The organism is Streptomyces sp. NPDC044719 (assembly GCF_056433405.1).
In genome coordinates, this window is record NZ_JBWKHE010000003.1 from 12,500 (window position 1) to 32,396 (window position 19,897).

Genomic DNA, 19,897 nt, shown 5'->3' on the forward strand with positions numbered 1-19,897 from the left:
CGGCTATGCCCGGCGGCCCCCGGCGCCCGCCCCCAGTGCTCCCCGCTGGGGGGCGATTCCCGCCGGTACCGCTCGTTGGCGGGCCGGGGTGCCCGTCCAGCAGGTGCCGCGGCGGGCCAGGAGGCGGCGGAGCCAGAGTTCGAGGGAGACCAGGTCGGCCAGGCCGTCGAGGGGGAGGGGTTCGCCGGCCGCCGCGGAGCGCAGGGCCTTGCGGACCACTCGGGCCTCGACCAGGCCCGCTTCCGCGAGGAGGGGCGTGTCGAACAGGGTCACCAGGGAGTCCGCCGCCACTCTGAGGCCCGTCCGGGCCGCGGCCGCCTCGGTCGCCTGGGTCGGGACGCCCCACCCGGGCGGCAGTTCCCGCACTCCGGCCCCCTCCAGCACCGTACGCAGGATCGCCGCACGCGCCCCGGGCCGTACCCGCAACGCCTCGGGCAGCGCCCGGGCCGCGCGCACGACCTGGTTGTCGAGGAAGGGCGCGTGCAGCCGCTGGAAGCGGATCTCCGCGGCCTGCTCCAGCACCCGCAGGTCCGCCGCGTGCCGCGCCAGCGCCGCACGCGCGCGGAAGTCACCCGGCCGCTGCCCCGGCCCCACCAACTCCGACCGGTGCGTGGACGCCTGAAGGCGAACAGATACTTCAGCGAGTGCCTCACCGGTCAGCCAGCGCGCGGCCGGCCCGGGTCTGCCCCAGGTCAGCGCGGCGAGCGAGGCCTCCACCGCGCCGCCCGGCGCGTCGAGGCCGTCGTCCGGCCGGTGGTCGAGCAGTCGTTCGGCCAGGGACTCGATACCCGACCGGTACGGCGTACGGGACAGCCGTCGCGCCGCCGCGTACACGCGCGCGGGGACCAGCACCGACCCGTCCGCCTTGGCCAGCGCGGCGACCGGCCGCACGAGATGACGCCGCCTGCGGTCCATCAGCAGGTCGGCCAGCCGGGCCGGATGGGCGTCCAGGACCTGACGGGCCCCGTAGCCGGTGAAGTGGTCCGCGCTGCCGGACGCCAGCCGTGCCCGGTGCCGGGCCGCCGACACCAGGCAGGGCCCGGGTTCGTCGGTCAGCGGGCCGTCCAGGTCGGCGTACGGAAGGGTCTCCTCACCGCCCGCCACGACCACGTGGTGCAGCCGCGGGTTCGCCGCCAGCGCGCCCGCCCGCTCCAGCTCGGCCTCCTGCCCCGCGACGGCGAGGTCGTTGAACGTGACCGCCAGCAGCCGCTCCCCCGCGCCCGTGCCGTGTCCCAGGACCGTGCCCGGCATCCCGGGCAGCCCCGAGGCGAGCAGCGCCAGTGTCCCCGAGGCCGGCCCGCCGGACAGGTCCGCCCCGATGCCCGGGACGGGCATCCCGCGCGCGGCACGCCGCTCGGCGGGTCCCATGCCGGGCACGGGGCCCGGGTCTATGTCCGCCCCGGGGACGTGCCGCGGCGCGGACAGCCGTGTCCGCACGGCCTCCACCAGCGCGTCACGCACGGCGTCGACCGCGCTGTCGGGGTCGGCCGGAGGCGCCGCCACCGCCAGCGAGGCGACGGGCTCGTACCCGGCGATCTCCCGCGCACCGGCGCGCAGGATCAGGGCATGCCCCGGCGGAATGCGCTTCACGCCGTCGTACGGCGTGGAGTCGTGCAGCGCGGCGGGTACGTCGGGGGCGGCCAGCAGCGCGGCGAGGTGCCCGAAGTCGAGGTTGGCCTCGATGAGGTCGGCCAGCGGCAGCGCGGCCGTCGCGTACGCCGTACCGCCGGCCCAGGGCGTGTGGAACACCGGCCGCGCGCCCGCGAGATCGCCGCAGACGGTGAGCCTCCTGCCGACCTGCACGATCGCGGTGTAGCTCCCCGGCCAGGCGGTGAGATGCCGAAGTGCCCCGCCGCGCGCGGCGAACAGCGCGACGCGCAGCTGCTCGTCGGTGGCACCGCAGATGCCGAGGACGGCGATGCGGGTCTGGTCGTCGGCCTTCACGACCCGGACCTCGTCGGGGCGCCAGTCTCCGACCGCCCACAGCGGATCGGGGTCACCCCACAGGAGTTGGGAACCCACCGGGTGCACGGTCTCGCCGTCCCGCCCCGTCGCCCCCGCCGAACCGGCGGCAAGTGCTCCCGCGGCGGTGCTGCTCCATCCCACCAACCACCGCATCGCCGCCTCCACAGGCTGTGGACAACCAGTGCACCGTACGAACCGGTTCACCATGCTGCCATGAAGGAAGCACTCCAGAGGGCCCTGACGCCGCTTGCGCTCCGTCGAATGCGCCCCGGCGGCGACACCCGCACCGCCCCGAACGCCCCGGGCACAGCAAAGACGGCCGGGACGCAAGGCGCCCCAGCGACACGTCTCGCCTGCGACTGCGGCGCGAATGCGCCCTCAATACGCGCCCCGAATACGCCCGATGCGCCCTCAAGTACCGTGGTCGGAGCCCTGATACCCCATGACCGGCGGGGTCGATTTTCGGCCAAATCGCCGTTACGCGGACAGCGTCGAACACGCTCCGTACAGGATCGGCGCACCACCACCCGATCGCGCAGTCCGGGAGACGGAGCACGCCTCCCGGACCGTTCCGCCGCCCGCGGGGATGTAGGCGGCGGTGTCCCCCAGCCCACTGGATCCAGTACAGCGGGCCGACCCACGCAATGACCATGGAACCGCTCCCGCGATGGCTGGAGAAGAGCGCACGGGCAGGCGCACGGCCACACAGTGGGAGCACGCCGCAACAGCCCGTATCTGAACCGCACTTCAGTACGGACCACAATCCCGCCAACCGGAACAATGCCCCTTAACGCTTGGGATGCGGCGAACTACGCTGGGTTTACGAATGCCGCGTGGTTATGCCAGTGCGGCAGCCGTCTGTGTCGAGGGGTGGCTCATGTCCAGGGAGCAACGCGGGCCGAACGAGAAACTCGGCGCCGTTCTCGCCCTCGCGGGAATCAGCAACGCGGGCCTCGCCCGGCGTGTCAACGACCTCGGCGCCCAGCGCGGTCTGACGCTTCGCTACGACAAGACGTCGGTGGCGCGCTGGGTGTCGAAGGGCATGGTGCCGCAGGGTGCGGCGCCGCACCTCATCGCCGCCGCCATCGGCCAGAAGCTCGGCCGCCCGGTGCCGCTCCACGAGATCGGCCTGGCGGACGCGGATCCCGCGCCCGAAGTCGGCCTCGCCTTCCCGCGGGACGTCGGCCAGGCGGTGCGGTCCGCGACGGAGCTGTACCGCCTCGACCTCGCGGGCCGCCGGGCCGGCACCGGCGGCATCTGGCAGTCGCTGGCCGGATCGTTCGCGGTGAGCGCGTACGCGACACCCGCTTCACGATGGCTGATAACCCCGGCCGACAGTTCGGTCGCGCGTGACGTGGGCCCCGGCGAGGGCTCCGGCGCACCGCTCAAAGTCGGCCACAGCGATGTGCAGAAGCTGCGGGAGGCCGCCGAGGACGCACGGCGCTGGGACTCCAAGTACGGCGGCGGCGACTGGCGTTCCTCGATGGTCCCCGAGTGCTTAAGGGTGGAGGCCGCCCCCCTGCTGCTCGGCTCCTACTCCGACGAGGTCGGCCGGGCCCTCTTCGGCGCCTCCGCCGAACTCACCCGGCTCGCGGGCTGGATGGCCTTCGACACCGGCCAGCAGGAAGCGGCCCAGCGCTACTACATCCAGGCCCTGCGCCTGGCCCGGGCGGCGGCGGACGTCCCCCTCGGGGGCTACGTCCTGGCCTCCATGTCCCTCCAGGCCACCTACCGCGGCTTCGGCGACGAGGGCGTGGACCTCGCCCAGGCCGCCCTGGAACGCAACCGCGGGCTGGCGACGGCCCGCACCATGAGCTTCTTCCGCCTCGTCGAGGCACGCGCGCACGCCCGCGCCAGTGACGCCCCCGCGGCCGGCGGCGCCCTGAAGGCGGCCGAGAGCTGGCTCGAGCGGGCCCGTCCCGGCGACAACGACCCGAGCTGGCTCGGCTTCTACTCCTACGACCGTTTCGCCGCCGACGCGGCCGAGTGCTACCGCGATCTCAAGGCGCCCCGCCAGGTCCGCCGGTTCACCGAGCAGGCGCTCTCGAAGCCGACGGAGGAGTTCGTCCGCTCGCACGGTCTGCGCCTCGTCGTCTCGGCGGTGGCCGAACTGGAGTCGGGAAACCTGGACGCGGCGTGCGAGCAGGGGGTGCGGGCGGTGGAGGTCGCCGGGCGTATCTCGTCCGCCCGGACCACGGAGTACGTGAAGGATCTTCTGCACCGGCTGGAGCCGTACGGGGACGAGCCGCGGGTGGTGGAACTCCGCGAACGTGCCCGGCCGCTGCTGGTGGCTCCCGCCTGAGCGCCGGGATCGCCGCCGTCCGCGCGTTTGAAGGCGATGTCAGTGGCGCAGTGCACTATCGAGGTGGGAGGTGGTGCTCGTGCGGTTCGCCCACGACTGTGACGTGCTGGTGATCGGGGGCGGGATCGTCGGTCTGTCGACGGCGTACGCGATCACACGCGCCGCACCGGGCACACGTGTCACGGTGCTGGAGAAGGAACCGGGCCCCGCCCGGCACCAGACCGGCCGCAACAGCGGCGTCATCCACAGCGGTGTCTACTACCGCCCCGGCTCCCTCAAGGCGCGCTACGCGGTGCGGGGCGCCGCCGAGATGGTCAAGTTCTGCGCCGAGTACGGCATCCCGCACTCCGTCACCGGAAAGCTGATCGTCGCGACCGACCGCTCCGAGCTGCCCCGGCTGCACGCGCTCGTGCAGCGCGGCCGGGAGAACGGGATCCCGGTGCGGGAGCTGTGCGCGTCCCAGATCATGGAGTACGAGCCGGAGGTGCGGGGCCTCGCCGCCATACACGTCGGCACGACCGGCATCTGCGACTTCGTCGCGGTCGCCCGCCAGCTGGCCCACGGCTCGGGCGCGGAGATCCGCTACGGCACGCGCGTCGTGCGCGTCGACCGCCGCCCCGAGCTGGGCGTCGCCGCGCTCACCTCGGGCGGGGACGTGGTGCGCGGGCGGGTCCTGGTGAACTGCGCGGGCCTGTACAGCGACGAGATCGCCCGGCTGACCGGGGACGATCCGGACGTCCAGATCGTGCCGTTCCGGGGCGAGTACTACGAACTCGCCCGGCCGGAGCTCGTACGGGGCCTGGTCTACCCCGTCCCCGACCCGGCGTTCCCGTTCCTCGGGGTGCACCTCACCCGCGGCATCGACGGCGGTGTCCACGTCGGGCCCAACGCGGTGCCGGCCCTGGCCCGCGAAGGGTACGGATGGGGCACGGTCCGCTGGCGCGAGCTGGGGTCGACCCTGGCCTGGCCGGGATCCTGGCGGATCGCGCGCCGGCACTGGCGGTACGGGGCGGGTGAGCTGCGGCGGTCGCTGTCCAAGGCGGCGTTCACGGACGCGGTGGGCAGGCTGCTGCCCGGGGTGTCCGAGGACGACCTGGTGCCGACGGCGGCGGGAGTACGGGCCCAGGCCGTGCTGCGTGACGGCACGCTGGTGGACGACTTCCTGATCCGTGAGGGCGCTCGCACGGTGCATGTGCTGAACGCGCCGTCTCCTGCGGCTACGGCGTCCTTGCCGATCGGGCGGGAGGTGGCGCGGAGGGCGTTGAGCGGGCTGTGACGCCGGACACGGATGGTTGTCGAGTGCTCGGGGCGTCGGTGCTGAGGGCGGGGGGGGTCGCAGCCCGGCGTGGCGGGGTGCCTCCCCCACTCTCGGCTTCGCTCGAGCGGGGGGACCCCCACCGCCCACCCGTGCCGCCCCTAGCGGCACGCATGCCCGCAGCGGGGGCGGCTCGCGTGCCCGCGGCTGGGGCAGCTGACCGCGACGGCCGTAAAATCGGCCTCACTGTGTCTGACTCCGTGAATACCCCCGAAAGCCCCCAGCCGCCCACCACCCCCGACGGCGAGCACCCTGCCCATGCGCCCGGTGTGTCCATCCGGCACACCCGGGCCAAGGGAGAGCCGCGCTTTCCCGACGGGCCGAAGGCCGATCCCGCCGGGTCGCACTTCGAGCGGCGGATCCGGAGTTTTCAGCCGCGGCGGAGCCGGGTGACCGCGGGGCAGGCGGACGCGCTGCAGCGGTTGTGGCCCAAGTGGGGACTGGACATCGACGGGCACCCAGGGCTCGACCTCCCCGACCTGTTCGGCAACGACAACCCCGTCGTCCTGGAGATCGGCTTCGGCATGGGCGAGGCGACCGCCCAGATGGCCGCCGCCGACCCCCGCACCAACATCCTCGCCGTCGACGTCCACACCCCCGGCCAGGGCAACCTGCTCAATCTCGCCGACCGGAACGGCATGTCCAACATCCGGGTGGCGAACGGCGACGCGATCATCCTGCTCCGCGAGATGCTCGCCCCGGACTCCCTCGACGGCCTCCGCGTCTACTTCCCCGACCCCTGGCCCAAGAAGCGGCACCACAAGCGCAGGCTCATCCAGCCCGAATTCCTGACCCTCGCCGCGACCCGCCTCAAGCCCGGCGGGACCGTGCACTGCGCCACCGACTGGGAACCGTACGCCGAGCAGATGCTCGAGGTCCTCACCGCACACCCCGCCTTCGAGAACACGCAGGCGGACGGCGGTTTCGCGCCCCGTCCCGACTTCCGTCCGCTGACCCGTTTCGAGGGCCAGGGACTGGACAAAGGACATGTCGTGAACGACCTCCTCTTCCGTCGCGTACAGCACGTGGACCAGCCCCCCGCCGGCGCCTGACCGCCCCCGGCCTCTTCCGCCTGCGGACAGCGCCCATCCGTCGTTAGGGTCAATGCCGTGGCCACCTGCCCCCCACACCCGTCGTACCCCAGCGGTCCCCCCGACGGCGTGCCCCTCACCGGCACCTCCACCGCCGGCCTGCGGCACGCCCACTGGTGGCAGCGCGCCTGGGTGCGCTACGGCGCGCTGTCCACGCTCCTCGTGATCTCCGGCCTCGTCATCCTGGCCCTGGTCCGCGAGGAGACCGGCACGGAGGGGTTCCTGGTCGGGCTCGGGCTGGCCGTCCTCCCGGTGCCCCTGCTCATAGCCGCGTTCCGCTGGCTGGACCGGGTCGAGCCGGGCCCCTGGCGGAACCTGCTGTTCTCCTTCGCCTGGGGCGCCTGCGCGGCGGCACTGATAGCGATCGTCGCCAACAGCTTCGCTACCCAGTGGATAGCGACGGCGACCGCGGACCCGACGAGCGCGGACACGCTCGGCGCGACCGTCATCGCGCCGGTGGTCGAGGAGTCGGCCAAGGCGGCGGCCGTTTTACTGGTCTTCCTCTTCCGGCGGCGTGACTTCACCGGCATCGTCGACGGAGTCGTCATAGCCGGCGTCACGGCCACCGGCTTCGCGTTCACGGAGAACATCCTCTACCTGGGCATGGCCTTCGGCACCGACCAGCTCGCCGGGCACAGCGGCATCGCCTCCGTCACGGCGGCGACCTTCTTCGTGCGGATCGTCATGTCGCCGTTCGCGCACCCGCTCTTCACGGTCCTCACGGGCATCGGCTTCGGCATCTCCGCGCTCGCGGCGGACCGCCAGCACATCCGCCGCGTCGCCTTCCCGCTCTGCGGGCTGCTGCTCGCCATGGGCATGCACGCGATGTGGAACGGCTCGTCGGGGTTCGGCGAGTACGGGTTCTTCGCCGTGTACGCGGCGTTCATGGTGCCCATCTTCGGGCTGCTGACATGGCTGGTGATCTGGACCCGGCAGCGGGAGCTGAGGACCGTACAGGCGGAGCTGCCCGCGTACGCCGTCACCGGCTGGCTGACTCCGGCGGAACCGTACGCGCTCGGCTCGATGCGGGCCCGGCGGATCGCCCGCCAGTACGCCCGCGACCACGCGGGGAAGACCGCGGCGCGGGCGGTGGCGGAGTACGAGTCCTACGCGACGTCTCTGGCGTTCCTGCGGCACCGGGGCCGCCGCGGCCGCGCCGGTGCCGACTTCGTCGTACGGGAGCGGGAGCTGCTGGAGGAACTGTGGCGGCGCCGGGAGGCCGCCCGCCCCGCGCTGGACCACGCGGCGCGGATCACGGCCCCTCCCGTACCGGTGGCGGCCCCGCCCTGGCCGGTGTACGGGGCGTACGGGTACGGCCATCCGACGACGCCGTTCTCCGCCCCGCCGACGCCGTACCCCGCGTACAACCCGTACCGGTCCTAGCCGAGGCGGTCCACCTTCGCGGACCGCTCAGGCCGAAGCCTCCGTGAGCCGGTCCACCTCCGCCTGCGTCAGCGTGAGCTCCCCGACACCGAGCAGCGCCGGCAGCTGGTCCACCGTGCGGGCGGACGCGATCGGCGCGGCCACCGTCGGCCGGGCCGCGAGCCAGGACAGGGCGACCGTGGCGACGGGGACGTCGTGGGCCGCGGCTATCTCGTCGAGGGCGTCGAGGACCCGGCGGCCCCGCTCGGTCTCCAGGTGCTTGGCGGCACCGCCGGCCCGCGCGCTGTCGACGGTCGTACCGGGCCGGTACTTGCCGGTGAGGAAGCCGGACGCGAGCGCGTAGTACGGGACGGCCGCCAGGCCGGAGCGCTCGGCGAGGTCCTGGAGCTCGCCCTCGTAGGTGTCGCGGGAGACCAGGTTGTAGTGGGGCTGGAGCGCCACATAGCGGGCGAGGCCCTCACGGTCGGAGAACTCCAGGGAGGCCCGCAGCCGTTCCGCCGAGATGTTGGAGGCGGCGATGTGCCGCACCTTCCCGGCCTTCACCAGCTCGTCGAGCGCCCCGATGATCTCCTCCACGGGCACGTCGGGCCGGTCGAAGTGGGTGTAGTAGAGGTCGATGTAGTCGGTGCGCAGGCGGCGCAGCGAGGCGTCCGCGGCGGCTTTGATGTTGGCGGCCGACAGGCCCTGGAACTCGGGGTGCTGGCTGACCTTCGTGGCGACGACGACATCGGCGCGGTTGCCGCGCGCCTGAAGCCACGTGCCGAGGACGGTCTCGGACTCGCCGCCCTGGTTGCCGTCGACCCAGGCCGAGTAGACGTCGGCGGTGTCGACGAAGTTGCCGCCGGCGGCGGTGTAGGCGTCGAGGACGGCGAAGGACTGTGCCTCGTCGGCGGTCCAGCCGAAGACGTTGCCGCCGAGGGCGAGCGGGAAGATCTCGAGGTCGGAGGAGCCGAGCTTGCGAAGAGAAGTCATGCCTCTCGTCAACGGCCGTGCCGGAGCGGCTCATTCCAGGTCAGACGCAAAAGTCGTGTAAACGGCCGCCGCACATGCCGGAAACCGGCAGCCCTGACGTCGGGGGGGCGTCGTCAGGGCTGCCGGTGCTTCGACTGGCTTGTGGCGCTTACGGGTTCAGGCCCTTGCCCCGCAGCCACGCCATCGGGTCGATCCCGCTGCTGGAACCGCCGGAGTGAACTTCGAGGTGCAGGTGGGCACCGGTGACGTTGCCGGTGGCGCCGACGCGGCCGATGACATCACCCGTGCTGACCTTCTGGCCGACGCTGACGCCGATGGAGGACTGGTGCGCGTACCAGATCTCCGTGCCGTCATCGAGGGTGAGGACCGTCTTGTAGCCGTACGAGCCGTTCCAGCCCGCCTCGGTGATGGTGCCGCTGTGCACCGCCTTGATCGGCGTGCCCGTGGGGGCGGCGAAGTCGAGACCCGTGTGGTAGCCGGAGGACCAGTAGGCGCCGGCCTGGCCGAAGCTGGAGGTGATGGTGTACGAGGAGGTCGGCAGCGTGAACTGCTTGGCGAGGGCGGCGAGCCGCTCGGCCTCGGCCTTCTTCTTGGCCTCCTCCTCCGCCTTCCTCTTGGCCTCGGCGGCCTTGGCCTTGGCTTCCTCCTCCGCCTTGGCGACGGCTTCGGCGGCCGCCTTCTCTGCGGCGTCGGCGGCGTCCTGCGCGGCCTTGGTGTCGATCTGGTCCTGCTGGTGCTCGACCTGGGCCATGATCCGGGCGCGCAGCGCCTCGCCGGCGTCGGAGGAGCCCTGCTCGGTGTCCGCCGTGGCCGTCGTGCCGAGGCCGCTCAGCGGAGTCGCGGAGCCCGCGGGGGTGTCGTCGTCCGAGATGAGGGAACCCACCGAGGGCAGGTCCGGCACGGAGATGGACACCGGCGGCTTGCCGGTCTGGGCGCTGGCCATGCCGCCCGCGCCCACGGCGGCTATGACGCCGACGCCCAGGACGGTGGAGCTGCGGGCGAGACCTCCGCCGCGCTGCTTGGTGACGCGATGCCGGCCACGGACGGGACGGATGGATTCCTCGGTGGGGTTCCACTCCTGGAACGGGCCCTCGTCGGTGCGCTGACCGCCGTAGCCGAAAGTCTCGGTGTCGCGCTGGTTCTGCGCGAACGGGGCCGCGGGGGCAGGCCGGTTGGACGCCACGTGGGCGTACTCCTTTCCTTCCTTCTCGCCTACCGGGTTAGCTGACGGGTTCGGAGCAGGAAGGTCTCCTACGCGCGTATACCAACCGTGCTTCCACGGCGGTTTACGCCCGATTCACCCCAAGTGGTGGTTCCCCGGTTCCCTTTCGGGATTCGGCGCGTGCGCACGGAGCCGCCTTCTGTGACGGCTGGGACGACCGCGCTGCGTTATCGAACGTTAATAGACCCGGGGAGCGTATTCCAGCGATTCCACTTGATCATTAACCTTTTTCGTGCGGACTTACCTGCCACGACCGGCTTAAATCGGGCGAGTTACCCGCTCCGCAAGTGACTGCTGGGTATTGACGGTGTGTCAGTTGCTCTGCGGAGCGGCGCGCTTCGCTCACGGGCAGTAATCGGGGTGTGGAGAAGCGGAAAACACCGAGGGCCGGAACCCTTTCGGATTCCGGCCCTCGGCCTTCAGTAGCGGGGACAGGATTTGAACCTGCGACCTCTGGGTTATGAGCCCAGCGAGCTACCGAGCTGCTCCACCCCGCGTCGTTGTGATTCCAGTGTACGCCATCCGCGGGACCACTCGTGACCACCCACCCGCTACAGCAGATGGCGGTTCGGGGCCTTGGCCCGGTGCTCGTGCTCTGGGAGGACGACGACCTCCGCCCCGCCGGCCGCCAGGACTCCGCTGCCGTCGGCGCCCTGGACGAAGGTGTCCGGCTCACGCCAGGCCGTGACCACACGGCGTACGCCCGCGTCGAGGAGCAGCCGGGCGCAGGGTGCGGGGCGGGAGGCGCGGCGGGCGCAGGGCTCCAGGCTGCTGTAGACCGTGGCGGTGGCGAGGCGCGGGTCGGACGGGTCGAGCTTCGCCAGGGCCGCCTCCTCGGCGTGCGCTACGGGGTCGCCGCCCTCGCGGGAGTGGCCGCGGGCCAGTTCCGTGCCGTCGGCCGCGACCACCACCGCGCCCACGCTGAACGCCGTGTCCGACGGCGGGCAGAGGTCCGCCAGTTCGCAGGCGAGGGCCAGCCAGTGGTGGTCGGCGGCGGTGGGGAGGGGGCCGGTGCCCGGGGCGGTGGGTTCGTAGCGCATGAGGACCACGTCCTCGATGCGCCGCGTCTCCAGCAGCCGGAGCCTGCCGCCCTGGTAGCCGCCGGGCCCGAAGAGGCGGGGTGCCTTCGGATCGCCCACGAAGAGCGGGGCGAGCACCAGCTGGAGTTCGTCGGCCAGGCCCTGGGTGAGGAGCTGGGTGTGGATCAGACCGCCGCCCTCGACCATGAGCCGCCGTACGCCCCGTACGTCGTGCAGGTGGGTGAGGAGCCGGCGCCAGTCGAGGCCGGTGCCGAGGGGGACCACGTCGGTGGCGAGGCCGAGGGCCCGGGCGCGCTCGGCGCCCTGGTCGGTCGTGTAGAGGACCTTCTCGCCGCCGGTGTGCCAGAACTTGGCGTCCGGGTCGAGGTCGCCGGAGCCGCTGACGGTGACCTTGAGGGGGTACTCCGGTTTCCCGGCGGCCCGGCGGGCGGCCCGGCGTTCCTCGGAGTTCACCAGGAGCCGGGGGTTGTCGGCGCGGATGGTGCCGGCGCCGATCAGGATGGCGTCGACGCCGGCCCGGACCTCGTCGACCCGGTCGAAGTCGGCCGGGCTCGACAGGAGCAGGCGGTCGGGTCCGGTGTCGTCCAGGTAGCCGTCGAGGGAGACGGCTGCGGACAGCAGGACGTACGGGTGAGGCATCGACGCTCCGCGGCTGGTCGGGACGGCGGGACTGGACAAGGTCACCCAGGCGGCCTTGGTTCAAGTTTGAAACAAACCTACACTGACGGCATGACGACTCGCTGGCTCACCCCCGAGGAGCAACGCGCCTGGCGCGCGTACATCGCCTCCTCGCTGCTCCTGGAGGACGCGATCGACCGGCAGCTCCAGCAGGACGCCGGCATGCCGCACCTTTACTACTCCATCCTGTCCGTCCTGTCGGAGTCCCCCGAGCAGCGCCTGCGCATGACCGATCTCGCCGAGCGGCTGAAGATCACGCGCAGCCGCCTGACGTACGCGGTGACGCGGCTGGAGAAGGACGGCATGCTGCGGCGCGAGGCCTGCCGCTACGACAAGCGGGGCAGCATCGCCGTACTGACCGAGGCGGGGTTCGCCGTACTGGAACGCGCCGCGCCCGGGCATGTCGAGACCGTGCGGAGCTTCGTCTTCGACCGGCTCAGCGAGGAGCAGGTGGCGCAGCTGGAGGAGATCTCCGCGGCGATCGCGCAGGGGCTCCAGGAGGACGGGAGCCGGCCGACGTCGGACGACGTGCCGTGGCGGCGGAGGTCGTCATCGGCCTGTTCGTGACTCCCGTCACACCATCCGGCTTCCCAATCTGATTGCTTCAAATTTAAAGCACGGGTAGTGTTCCGAACCGTGGATCTGCTTCAAATCTGAAGCAGACGGCTGTGCAGCCGAACAGGAACGGAACCCGGAGGCCCCGCATGCCCGACACCCCCGACGTCATCGCCACTCAGCGCTCCCGCGTCCGGGTACCGCTGCGCTTCCACGACGGCTACGAGGTCGACGCCGAACTCGTCACCTTCCACGGCCTGGCCGACAACCAGGAACACGTGGCCGTCGTCCTGGGCGAGCCCGGCCCGGTCCCGCTGGTGCGACTGCACTCCGAGTGCCTGACCGGGGACGTGTTCGGCTCGGCCCGCTGTGACTGCGGTCCGCAGCTGCGCGAGGCGGTCGAGCGCATAGCCGACCGCGGCGGCGTGCTCCTCTACCTCCGCCAGGAGGGCCGGGGCATCGGCCTCTACAACAAGCTCGACGCGTACGCCCTCCAGGACGAGGGCCTCGACACGTACGAGGCGAACGCCGCCCTGGGGTTGCCGGAGGACGCCCGCGACTACACGGCGGCGGCCCAGATGCTGAAGGCCCTGGGCATCAAGGAGCTGGACCTGCTCTCCAACAACCCCGACAAGGCGGGACAGTTGCGCACCCTGGGCGTCGATGTGCGCGACCGCGTCCCCACGGGCGTCTTCACCACCGCGCACAACGTCCGTTATCTGCGCGCCAAGGTCCTGCAGACCCAGCACACGCTGCCGCTGGCCGCGTTGACGGAGCTCAGCGCGGGCTGAACGGGGCCCGGCCCGGCCGGGTGCCGAACGGGGCTGCTTGTCCCTCGGCTCATCGGGTACAGCCTTTGAAAGAGAGCGATCTCCGCAGTACCCGGAGCTTATGGAAAGTGACGTTTCGTGACCGATCTCGGCGCCCCCGGCGACTCCCGGGCGAGGGGACCGGGCGACGGACCGGAAACCGTCGCGTCGCAGATCGCCGATGCCGTGGACAGTCTGACGGCCCTGTGGTCGGTCGCCGCCCAGGAGGCGTCCCTGCGCCTGTCGCCGCACCAGCTGCGGGCGCTGCGCACCGTGGAGGCGGGGCCGGGCCTGAACGTCACGGCCCTGGCGGACGAGCTGGACATCGGCCTCCCCACGGCCAGCCGGCTCTGCGACCGGCTCGCGGCGGCCGGCCTGCTGGAACGGGCCCCGCACCCGGGCACCCGTCGTGAGGTACAGCTGTGGCTCACCCCGCACGGCCGGCATGTCCTGAGCGATGTCGCAGACCGCCGGACCGAGGCCCTGGCCACGGCTCTGGCGGCGATGGAACCGGCGGAACGGGTGGCTCTGAGCCGGGGGTTGCGGGGATTCCTGGCGGCACGGGACGCTGCCGCGCCGCATCCTGACGGAACCGAGTGAGTCAGGCCCCCGAGCCGTGCCGCATCCTGACGGAATCGAGTGAGTCAGGCCCCCGAGCCGTGCCGCCCTCCACCACCGGCGCCCAGTACGGCCACACACGTGTCGTCCCGCACCGGAAGGGCCGCGCTCCCGGCGTCCCGCAGCACCGCGACGGCCACCACCGCCGGGTCGCAGGAGAGGAGCACGCCGTCGTCCGGCGGCGTCCAGCGGCTGGGCAGCCCGTCGCTGTGCAGGACGAGCAGGCTGTCCTCCCGCCACGGAACGCGCTGCACGGGCACGGACGCCGGGGCCTGCGCGCCCACGATGCCGGGGTGGGACAGCAGCGGCTTCCAGGCGCCGCCGGTGCGTAGCCGGCCGCCGACGTTGCCGATCCCGGCGAAGCTCAACTGCGCGGACCGGAGGTCGAGTTGGGCCACGGCGACGGCCGCGCCCCGGGTGGGCCGCAGGGCCCTGCCCAAGTGCCGCAGGATCTCGGCGGGCGGCAGGTCGGCCACCCCGCGCAGTCCGGCCACGGCGGCGCCGGACGCCTCGGCGGCCTTGGGCCCGTGGCCGAGCCCGTCGGCGAGCAGGAGGGTCACGCGGTCGCCGCCGTACACCCGGCTCCACGCGTCACCGGAGTACTCGGCCCGGCCGAGGGGGACGTTGACGCCGCCCACCCGCGGGCCCGGCACGGGCCGCGCCCCTCTGACGGCCCGCTCGTGGCCGATGCGGGCCACGGCCACGGTGCCCCGTCCGGGTGCGCTGTGCAGGTCGAAGTCGTTCGCTATGCGCCGGCACGTGCCGAGGCCGGCGCCCAGGGAGGACGCGGTGGTGTAGCCGTCGCGCATGGCCGCCGCGATGTCCGGGATGCCCGGTCCGTGGTCCAGCGAGACGATCTGCACGGACGTCTCCGGGGTGCCGTCGCGGCCGCGCTCGACGAGGTTGATGACGACGCGCCCGCCGTCCGCGTGCCGCAGCAGGTTGGTCGCCAGCTCCGTCGCCACGAGCGCGGCGGTCGCGGTGCGGGGCTCGGGCAGCCCGGCGCGGGCGCTGGCCTCCTCGGCCGCCACCCGGACGTCCCGCACCCGGGTCGAGTCGTCCACCGGCACGTCCCACACCCTGCTCATCAGGCCCCCGGCCGGGACGGCGGTACGGCGGTGGCCCAGGCGGTGACGGTGACGGTGGTCCCCTCGCCGGGCCGGCTCTCCACCTCGAACTCGTGCACCAGCCGCTTGGCCCCGCTCATGCCGAGACCGAGCCCGCCGCCGCTGGTGTAGCCGTCGGTCATCGCCTGGTCGAGGTCGCGGATGCCGGGCCCGTTGTCGACGAAGGCCAGCCGCAGTCCGCTCGACGGCCCGAGGCCCAGCGGGGTGATCTCCACATGGCCGCCCCCGCCGTGGACGAGGGTGTTGCGGGCCAGTTCGCTGGCCGCCGTGACGAGCTTGGTCTGCTGAACCAGCCCGAAGCCGAGCTCGGCGGCGGCCTGCCTGACCTGCTGCCGCACCCAGGCCAGATCGGCGTCCGAGCCGATGGGCAGGCTCGTCGGCGCGGCATGGCGGGAGGCCTGCATCAGGGACTCCCCTCACTGTGACGCTCGCCGGCGGCGAGCAGCTCCATCGCGCGTTCGACGTCCAGGGCCGTACGCAGGCCCGGCAGGGTGAGCCCCAGTTCGACCAGGGTGATCGCCACCGCCGGGCGCATCCCGGCCAGCACCGTACGGGCGGCCAGCAGTCCGGCTCCGGCGGCGATCTCGGCGAGGACCCGCCCCAGGAAAGAGTCGACCATGTCGACGCCGGAGATGTCGATGACCACTCCGGTCACGCGCGTGTGCGCGATCCGGGCCGTGATGTCCTGCTGGAGCTGCTCGGCCATCCCGTCGTGCAGCTCTCCCTGGAGGGTGACCAGCAGGGTGTCGCCCAGCTGGAGGACCGGCACCGTGAAGGCGTGTCCCCCCGCGGATCCGGGCACCCCCGGCCCGAGCCCGGTCACCGCACGCCCGCGTCGGCCGCCGGGCCGGCCGACCGGAGCGGCGCGATCTCGACGCCCTGCCGGCTGAGCGCGTAGGCCAGCGCGTCCTCCAGGCTCGCGCGCGTGAGCACCGTGCCGAGGTCGATGCCCAGGTGGACGATGGTCTGCGCGATCGCGGGCCGGATCCCGGAGACGATGCACTCGGCGCCCATCAGCCGGGCCGCCGCCACCGTCTTCATCAGGTGCTGGGCGACCAGCGAGTCGACCGTGGGCACACCGGTGATGTCGAGGATGGCGAACCGGGCGCGCTCGGCGACGATCGCGTCCAGCAGGCTCTCCATGACCACCTGGCTGCGCGCGCTGTCCAGCGTGCCGATCAGCGGCACGGCGACGGTGCTCTCCCAGAGTTTGATCACCGGGGTGGCCGCTTCGAGCAGTTGCTCGCGCTGCCGTGCGATCAGTTCCTCGCCCGCGCTGACCAACGTCTCCATCACGACCATGCGCAGCGTGCCCATGAGCACGGTCAGGGCCAGCACGCTCTCCTGGGCCTCGGGGGCGTACGGGTCCGGGAACTCGGCGCGGAGCAGTTCGGTCACCGGTGCGCGCAGGGCGGCCACCTCGTCGGCGACCCCGTCCGGGTCGGTTCCCGTACGGGCACGGGAGGCCGCCATCCGGCCCAACTGGTCGCGCACCGGCTCGAATCCGGGCGCCCGGATGTCCTCCGTCCGGCCGGAAGCCGCCACCGCCGCCAGCGCGGCGGCCACGGACCGGCCCGCCTCCACGGCCTCGTCCCGTGAGACGGTGAAGACCGTGCGGAACAGCGCGGCGTCCGCCCATCGTTGGGCGATCTGCTCCCGGCGCTGCTCGAGGAAGGCGCTCACCTGGTAATGGGCCGGCTCCTGTTCCGCGTTCCGTTCCGATTCCGACACTTGCATCGCTCCCTTGCACGGACCGGACCGAGGCCGCGCTACGGGACCCCAGCCATTACTTGCCGTATGACAAACATTAGTGCCGATGCGGGGCGACACCAAACAACTGCCCCTCGCCGCCCCTGGCCTGCGCCTTCCCCGTCCCTCATCGACCACGCCAGTCCAGGCACACCACCAGGGCGTCGTCGTCCGCGACCGGCCCGCCGCGATGGCCGCTCAGTTCGCGCAGCACGGCCCGGGGCACATCGGCGGCCGGGAGCAGCCGGGTCGACTGGATCGCCCGGGCCAGGGCGGTGGCGCCGTACGCCTCTCCACCCGGGGAGGCGACGTCGTACACCCCGTCGCTGACGAAGACGAGCCGGTCGCCGGGCTCGGCCCGGAACTCCTGGGCCACGTAGTCGGTCTCCTCGAACATGCCGAGCGGCAGCTGGGCGTCGAAGTCCACCCGCTCCACCGCGCCCCGGCGCAGCCGCAGCAGTTGCGGGGAACCGGCGTCCACCGCCCGGACCCGCCCGGTGGCCAGATCGAAGTCGAGCATGAGCACGGACAGATAGCAGCGGCCCCGGTAGTGCGCGTACACCGCCTGGTCGGCCAGGGCGGCCTGGTCGGCGAGAGGGAGACCGGCCCGGCGTGCGTTGCGCAGGGCGTTGATCGCCAGGTTCGTCAGCAGGGAGGCCTCGATGCCCTCGCCCATGCCGTTGGTGACGTAGAGGCTCAGCCGGTCGGCCGTGGCGGACCAGTCGAAGTTGTCGCCGAAGATCGCGTAGGCCGGTTCCAGCTGGGCGCCCAGCTCGTACTCGGGGCGAACGCAGGAGCGGCCCGGCAGCAACTGCCACTGCATCTCGGCGGCCAGGGTGAGGCGGCCCCTGCGGCGAGCCTGGAGGTACAGGTCGGTGTCCCGCTCGGCCACGACCACCTCGTGTGCCAGCACCTGGGCGATCTCGGCGAGTTCGCCGAGGCAGCCGTCGGCGTGCTCACCGCCCGGCAGGACCACGGTCAGTACGCCGAGCCGGTCGCCGCGCACGGTGACGGGCAGATGCGCGCGCACCTTGTCCACCGGGTCACCCGGAAGGGCCTCCACCCAGGGCTCCTGAGCCCCGAAGGCCCGGCCCGCCGGGCTGTTGTGCACGGACACCGGCTGCAGGGTGTGCGGCAGCACGGACACCGGCTGGAGCACCGTCAGTCCGTAGTCGGCCAGGAAAAGCTCGACGGAGTCCGCCGCGTACTGATCGGTCAGTACACGACGGACCGCGTCCAGCAGTTGATGGGGTGCCGCCGTGCGCAGGGCGCGCTCGGCGGCCACGAATCTGTTCACGATCGTCGTCACGATGGTCGACACACCAATCCTTGGTCCGAATGCGCGGTAGGCGGTTGTGACCCTCGCCCGGGCCACCCCCGGTCCCCCGCGCGCCTAGTACGCTGACGGCCACCCCGGTGCCTGCGAGAGTGTGACTGTGACTTCCCTCCGACCCCGCCCTGAGCCAGCAGAGGTCGCACGTGTGACCTCCACGGCCGCGGAGTTGCTGGAAGTCCTCTGGGGCCGGGCCTCGACGGCACCCGCCTCCGCCTCCCAGCTGCGCGTGCTGCTCATCCTCGAGCACCACGAGGGCATCAACCTGCGCACCCTCGCCGACTCCCTGGCCTCCACACCGCCCTCGACGAGCCGGCTCTGCGACCGGCTGCAGGCGACCGGGTTCGTCGAGCGCGTGGTGAGTCCGGTGGACCGCCGCGAGGTGCGCCTGCGCCTCAGCGGCCGGGGCCGTACGTTCCTCGCCGATCTGCGCGTACGACGGGAGCAGGCGCTGCGCGAGGTGCTCGACCAGATGCCCGCGGCCAAGCGGGTCGCGCTGCTGCAGGGGCTCGAGGCGTTCTGCGACGTGGCGGCGGCCCGGATACACGACGCCTCCGACGACTCCGGCTCGCCCGGCACCCGGACTGCCTGAACTCCTCCCCGCCACGCCGCCCCACCCTCCTGTCCGTACCGTCGCAGACTTTTGTGGGTACCCCGACACCGCCCCGACCTGCACCGACTGTGGTCAACGTCTCGATGGGGCATATGCGGGGCATGAGCCGGGCGACTGCGGGTAGCGGCGCTGGAGGTGGCCTGTCGGGGGATGGAAGCGGGCCGGGACTACGAGGGAGGGCCCGTGACGGCGACCACACGCATCGGCACGACGACGGATTCCGGTACCGAGACCAGTGAGGTGCTGCCCCGGATCGCCGAGCCGCAGAAGCTCGCCCCGCAGGACGCGCGCGAGCTGACCGGACAGTTCCTGGACCGGCTCGCCGTACTGGAGGAGGGCACTCCCGAGTACCAGTACGCGCGCAACACGCTCATCGAGATGAACATGTCGCTGGTGCGGTTCGCGGCCCGCCGGTTCCGCGGCAGCGGCCAGGCGATGGAGGACGTCGTCCAGGTCGGCATCATCGGGCTGATCAAGGCGATCGACCGCTTCGAGGTCTCCCGCGAGGTGCAGTTCACCAGCTTCGCGGTGCCCTACATCATCGGCGAGATCAAGCGGTTCTTCCGTGACACCTCTTGGGCCGTGCACGTGCCGCGCCGCCTCCAGGAGGCGCGTACCGAACTCGCCAAGGCCACCGAGGAACTGGCCTCACGCCTCGGCCGCGCGCCCCGGGTCGCCGAACTGGCGGCCCTGATGAACCTCACCGAGGAGCAGGTCGTCGAGGCCCAGGTCGCGGCGAACGGCTACCTCTCCTCCTCCCTCGACGCGACGGTCGGCGGCGACGCGGACGAAAGCGACGCGACGCTCTCGGAGTTCATCGGTGAGGAGGACCCGGCCCTCGAACTGGTCGAGGACTTCCACGCCCTCGCCCCCCTGGTCGCCGAACTCGACGAACGCCAGCGCCTCATCCTCCATCTGCGCTTCGTGGAGGAACTCACCCAGGCCGAGATCGGCGCGCGCCTAGGCATCTCCCAGATGCACGTCTCCCGCCTGATCTCCCGGACGGTGGCGCGACTGCGGGCGGGAATGCTGACGACGGGCTGAGCCGCCCCGGAATCGACCTGAGCCCCGGTCCGGACGCTGTCCGGACCGGGGCTCTTCGGTGGTTCCGCCCCGAACCCGCCG

Annotated in this window: 18 protein-coding genes, 1 tRNA gene and 1 riboswitch; of the genes, 9 read left to right on the forward strand and 10 right to left on the reverse strand. The window is 72.4% G+C overall.

Features of this window, described 5'->3' with window-relative positions:
* Positions 1 to 3 precede the first annotated feature (3 nt).
* Positions 4 to 2,118: an asparagine synthase-related protein gene (locus tag AC07DF_RS11565; RefSeq protein ID WP_478969545.1), complete on the reverse strand. Its 2,115-nt coding sequence runs from the start codon at positions 2,116 to 2,118 to the stop codon at positions 4 to 6.
* A 724-nt stretch (positions 2,119 to 2,842) separates the two neighbouring features.
* Here AC07DF_RS11565 and AC07DF_RS11570 point away from each other — a divergent pair.
* From AC07DF_RS11570 to AC07DF_RS11585, 4 genes are all read left to right on the forward strand, one after another.
* Complete coding sequence (locus AC07DF_RS11570) at positions 2,843 to 4,267, forward strand: NsdA family TPR-like regulatory protein (protein ID WP_215120504.1); 1,425 nt, start codon at positions 2,843 to 2,845, stop codon at positions 4,265 to 4,267.
* A gap of 70 nt (positions 4,268 to 4,337) precedes the next feature.
* Positions 4,338 to 5,543 (forward strand): L-2-hydroxyglutarate oxidase, encoded by a 1,206-nt coding sequence (gene lhgO, locus AC07DF_RS11575; protein ID WP_478969547.1) that lies wholly within the window; start codon positions 4,338 to 4,340, stop codon positions 5,541 to 5,543.
* Between the two features lie 227 nt (positions 5,544 to 5,770).
* Positions 5,771 to 6,634 carry a tRNA (guanosine(46)-N7)-methyltransferase TrmB gene (trmB, locus tag AC07DF_RS11580; protein WP_478969549.1) on the forward strand — a complete coding sequence of 288 codons (864 nt, stop codon included), beginning with the start codon at positions 5,771 to 5,773 and terminating at the stop codon, positions 6,632 to 6,634.
* A 57-nt stretch (positions 6,635 to 6,691) separates the two neighbouring features.
* Complete coding sequence (locus AC07DF_RS11585) at positions 6,692 to 8,056, forward strand: PrsW family intramembrane metalloprotease (protein ID WP_478969551.1); 1,365 nt, start codon at positions 6,692 to 6,694, stop codon at positions 8,054 to 8,056.
* A gap of 27 nt (positions 8,057 to 8,083) precedes the next feature.
* On the opposite strand, the gene AC07DF_RS11590 is transcribed toward AC07DF_RS11585, so the two are convergent.
* The 4 genes from AC07DF_RS11590 to AC07DF_RS11605 form a co-directional block, all read right to left on the reverse strand.
* A complete protein-coding gene (locus AC07DF_RS11590; RefSeq protein WP_478969553.1) occupies positions 8,084 to 9,028 on the reverse strand; it encodes an aldo/keto reductase in 945 nt (314 codons plus the stop codon).
* Positions 9,029 to 9,176: 148 nt separating this feature from the next.
* On the reverse strand, positions 9,177 to 10,211 hold the full coding sequence (locus AC07DF_RS11595) for a M23 family metallopeptidase (protein WP_478969555.1): 1,035 nt from the start codon (positions 10,209 to 10,211) through the stop codon (positions 9,177 to 9,179).
* 11 nt (positions 10,212 to 10,222) lie between these two features.
* Positions 10,223 to 10,379: riboswitch (cyclic di-AMP (ydaO/yuaA leader) on the reverse strand.
* 294 nt (positions 10,380 to 10,673) lie between these two features.
* Positions 10,674 to 10,747, reverse strand: a tRNA-Met gene (locus AC07DF_RS11600).
* Between the two features lie 54 nt (positions 10,748 to 10,801).
* The gene (locus AC07DF_RS11605; protein WP_478969557.1) at positions 10,802 to 11,929 is read right to left on the reverse strand and encodes a dihydrofolate reductase family protein; all 1,128 of its coding nucleotides are present in this window, start codon (positions 11,927 to 11,929) and stop codon (positions 10,802 to 10,804) included.
* A 90-nt stretch (positions 11,930 to 12,019) separates the two neighbouring features.
* On the opposite strand from AC07DF_RS11605, the gene AC07DF_RS11610 reads away from it, so the two are divergent.
* The 3 genes from AC07DF_RS11610 to AC07DF_RS11620 all read left to right on the forward strand — a co-directional run bounded on the left by AC07DF_RS11610 (position 12,020) and on the right by AC07DF_RS11620 (position 13,932).
* On the forward strand, positions 12,020 to 12,535 hold the full coding sequence (locus tag AC07DF_RS11610) for a MarR family winged helix-turn-helix transcriptional regulator (RefSeq protein ID WP_478969559.1): 516 nt from the start codon (positions 12,020 to 12,022) through the stop codon (positions 12,533 to 12,535).
* Between the two features lie 137 nt (positions 12,536 to 12,672).
* Positions 12,673 to 13,314: a GTP cyclohydrolase II gene (locus AC07DF_RS11615; protein WP_478969561.1), complete on the forward strand. Its 642-nt coding sequence runs from the start codon at positions 12,673 to 12,675 to the stop codon at positions 13,312 to 13,314.
* A 117-nt stretch (positions 13,315 to 13,431) separates the two neighbouring features.
* Entirely contained in the window at positions 13,432 to 13,932 is a 501-nt protein-coding gene (locus AC07DF_RS11620) for a MarR family winged helix-turn-helix transcriptional regulator (RefSeq protein WP_478969562.1), read from the forward strand.
* 44 nt (positions 13,933 to 13,976) lie between these two features.
* Here AC07DF_RS11620 and AC07DF_RS11625 read toward each other — a convergent pair whose 3' ends face one another.
* The 5 genes from AC07DF_RS11625 to AC07DF_RS11645 form a co-directional block, all read right to left on the reverse strand.
* Positions 13,977 to 15,038, reverse strand: coding sequence for a SpoIIE family protein phosphatase (locus AC07DF_RS11625; protein ID WP_478969564.1), 1,062 nt, complete (start codon positions 15,036 to 15,038; stop codon positions 13,977 to 13,979).
* Positions 15,038 to 15,481: an anti-sigma regulatory factor gene (locus AC07DF_RS11630; protein WP_382492635.1), complete on the reverse strand. Its 444-nt coding sequence runs from the start codon at positions 15,479 to 15,481 to the stop codon at positions 15,038 to 15,040. Before AC07DF_RS11630 ends, AC07DF_RS11625 begins: the two co-directional genes overlap by 1 nt.
* Positions 15,481 to 15,846 (reverse strand): STAS domain-containing protein, encoded by a 366-nt coding sequence (locus tag AC07DF_RS11635; protein ID WP_478969566.1) that lies wholly within the window; start codon positions 15,844 to 15,846, stop codon positions 15,481 to 15,483. The genes AC07DF_RS11630 and AC07DF_RS11635 overlap by 1 nt, the downstream gene beginning before the upstream one ends.
* 50 nt (positions 15,847 to 15,896) lie before the next feature.
* Entirely contained in the window at positions 15,897 to 16,814 is a 918-nt protein-coding gene (locus AC07DF_RS11640) for an STAS domain-containing protein (protein ID WP_478969568.1), read from the reverse strand.
* A 139-nt stretch (positions 16,815 to 16,953) separates the two neighbouring features.
* Complete coding sequence (locus AC07DF_RS11645; protein WP_478970938.1) at positions 16,954 to 18,123, reverse strand: PP2C family protein-serine/threonine phosphatase; 1,170 nt, start codon at positions 18,121 to 18,123, stop codon at positions 16,954 to 16,956.
* Positions 18,124 to 18,307: 184 nt separating this feature from the next.
* Between AC07DF_RS11645 and AC07DF_RS11650 the strand changes: the two genes are divergently transcribed.
* Both AC07DF_RS11650 and AC07DF_RS11655 read left to right on the forward strand, forming a co-directional pair.
* The gene (locus tag AC07DF_RS11650) at positions 18,308 to 18,751 is read left to right on the forward strand and encodes a MarR family transcriptional regulator (protein ID WP_454360593.1); all 444 of its coding nucleotides are present in this window, start codon (positions 18,308 to 18,310) and stop codon (positions 18,749 to 18,751) included.
* 204 nt (positions 18,752 to 18,955) lie between these two features.
* On the forward strand, positions 18,956 to 19,816 hold the full coding sequence (locus AC07DF_RS11655; protein WP_478969570.1) for an RNA polymerase sigma factor SigF: 861 nt from the start codon (positions 18,956 to 18,958) through the stop codon (positions 19,814 to 19,816).
* The last annotated feature ends 81 nt before the right edge of the window (positions 19,817 to 19,897 follow it).

What these genes read in the sequence shown, in the direction of transcription:
- AC07DF_RS11565 (WP_478969545.1), bottom strand. Translation starts at nt 2,118, where the DNA reads ATGCGGTGGTTGGTGGGATGGAGCAGCACCGCCGCGGGAGCACTTGCC.
- AC07DF_RS11570 (WP_215120504.1), top strand. Translation starts at nt 2,843, where the DNA reads ATGTCCAGGGAGCAACGCGGGCCGAACGAGAAACTCGGCGCCGTTCTC.
- AC07DF_RS11590 (WP_478969553.1), bottom strand. Translation starts at nt 9,028, where the DNA reads ATGACTTCTCTTCGCAAGCTCGGCTCCTCCGACCTCGAGATCTTCCCG.
- AC07DF_RS11605 (WP_478969557.1), bottom strand. Translation starts at nt 11,929, where the DNA reads ATGCCTCACCCGTACGTCCTGCTGTCCGCAGCCGTCTCCCTCGACGGC.
- AC07DF_RS11610 (WP_478969559.1), top strand. Translation starts at nt 12,020, where the DNA reads ATGACGACTCGCTGGCTCACCCCCGAGGAGCAACGCGCCTGGCGCGCG.
- AC07DF_RS11615 (WP_478969561.1), top strand. Translation starts at nt 12,673, where the DNA reads ATGCCCGACACCCCCGACGTCATCGCCACTCAGCGCTCCCGCGTCCGG.
- AC07DF_RS11625 (WP_478969564.1), bottom strand. Translation starts at nt 15,038, where the DNA reads ATGAGCAGGGTGTGGGACGTGCCGGTGGACGACTCGACCCGGGTGCGG.
- AC07DF_RS11630 (WP_382492635.1), bottom strand. Translation starts at nt 15,481, where the DNA reads ATGCAGGCCTCCCGCCATGCCGCGCCGACGAGCCTGCCCATCGGCTCG.
- AC07DF_RS11640 (WP_478969568.1), bottom strand. Translation starts at nt 16,814, where the DNA reads ATGCAAGTGTCGGAATCGGAACGGAACGCGGAACAGGAGCCGGCCCAT.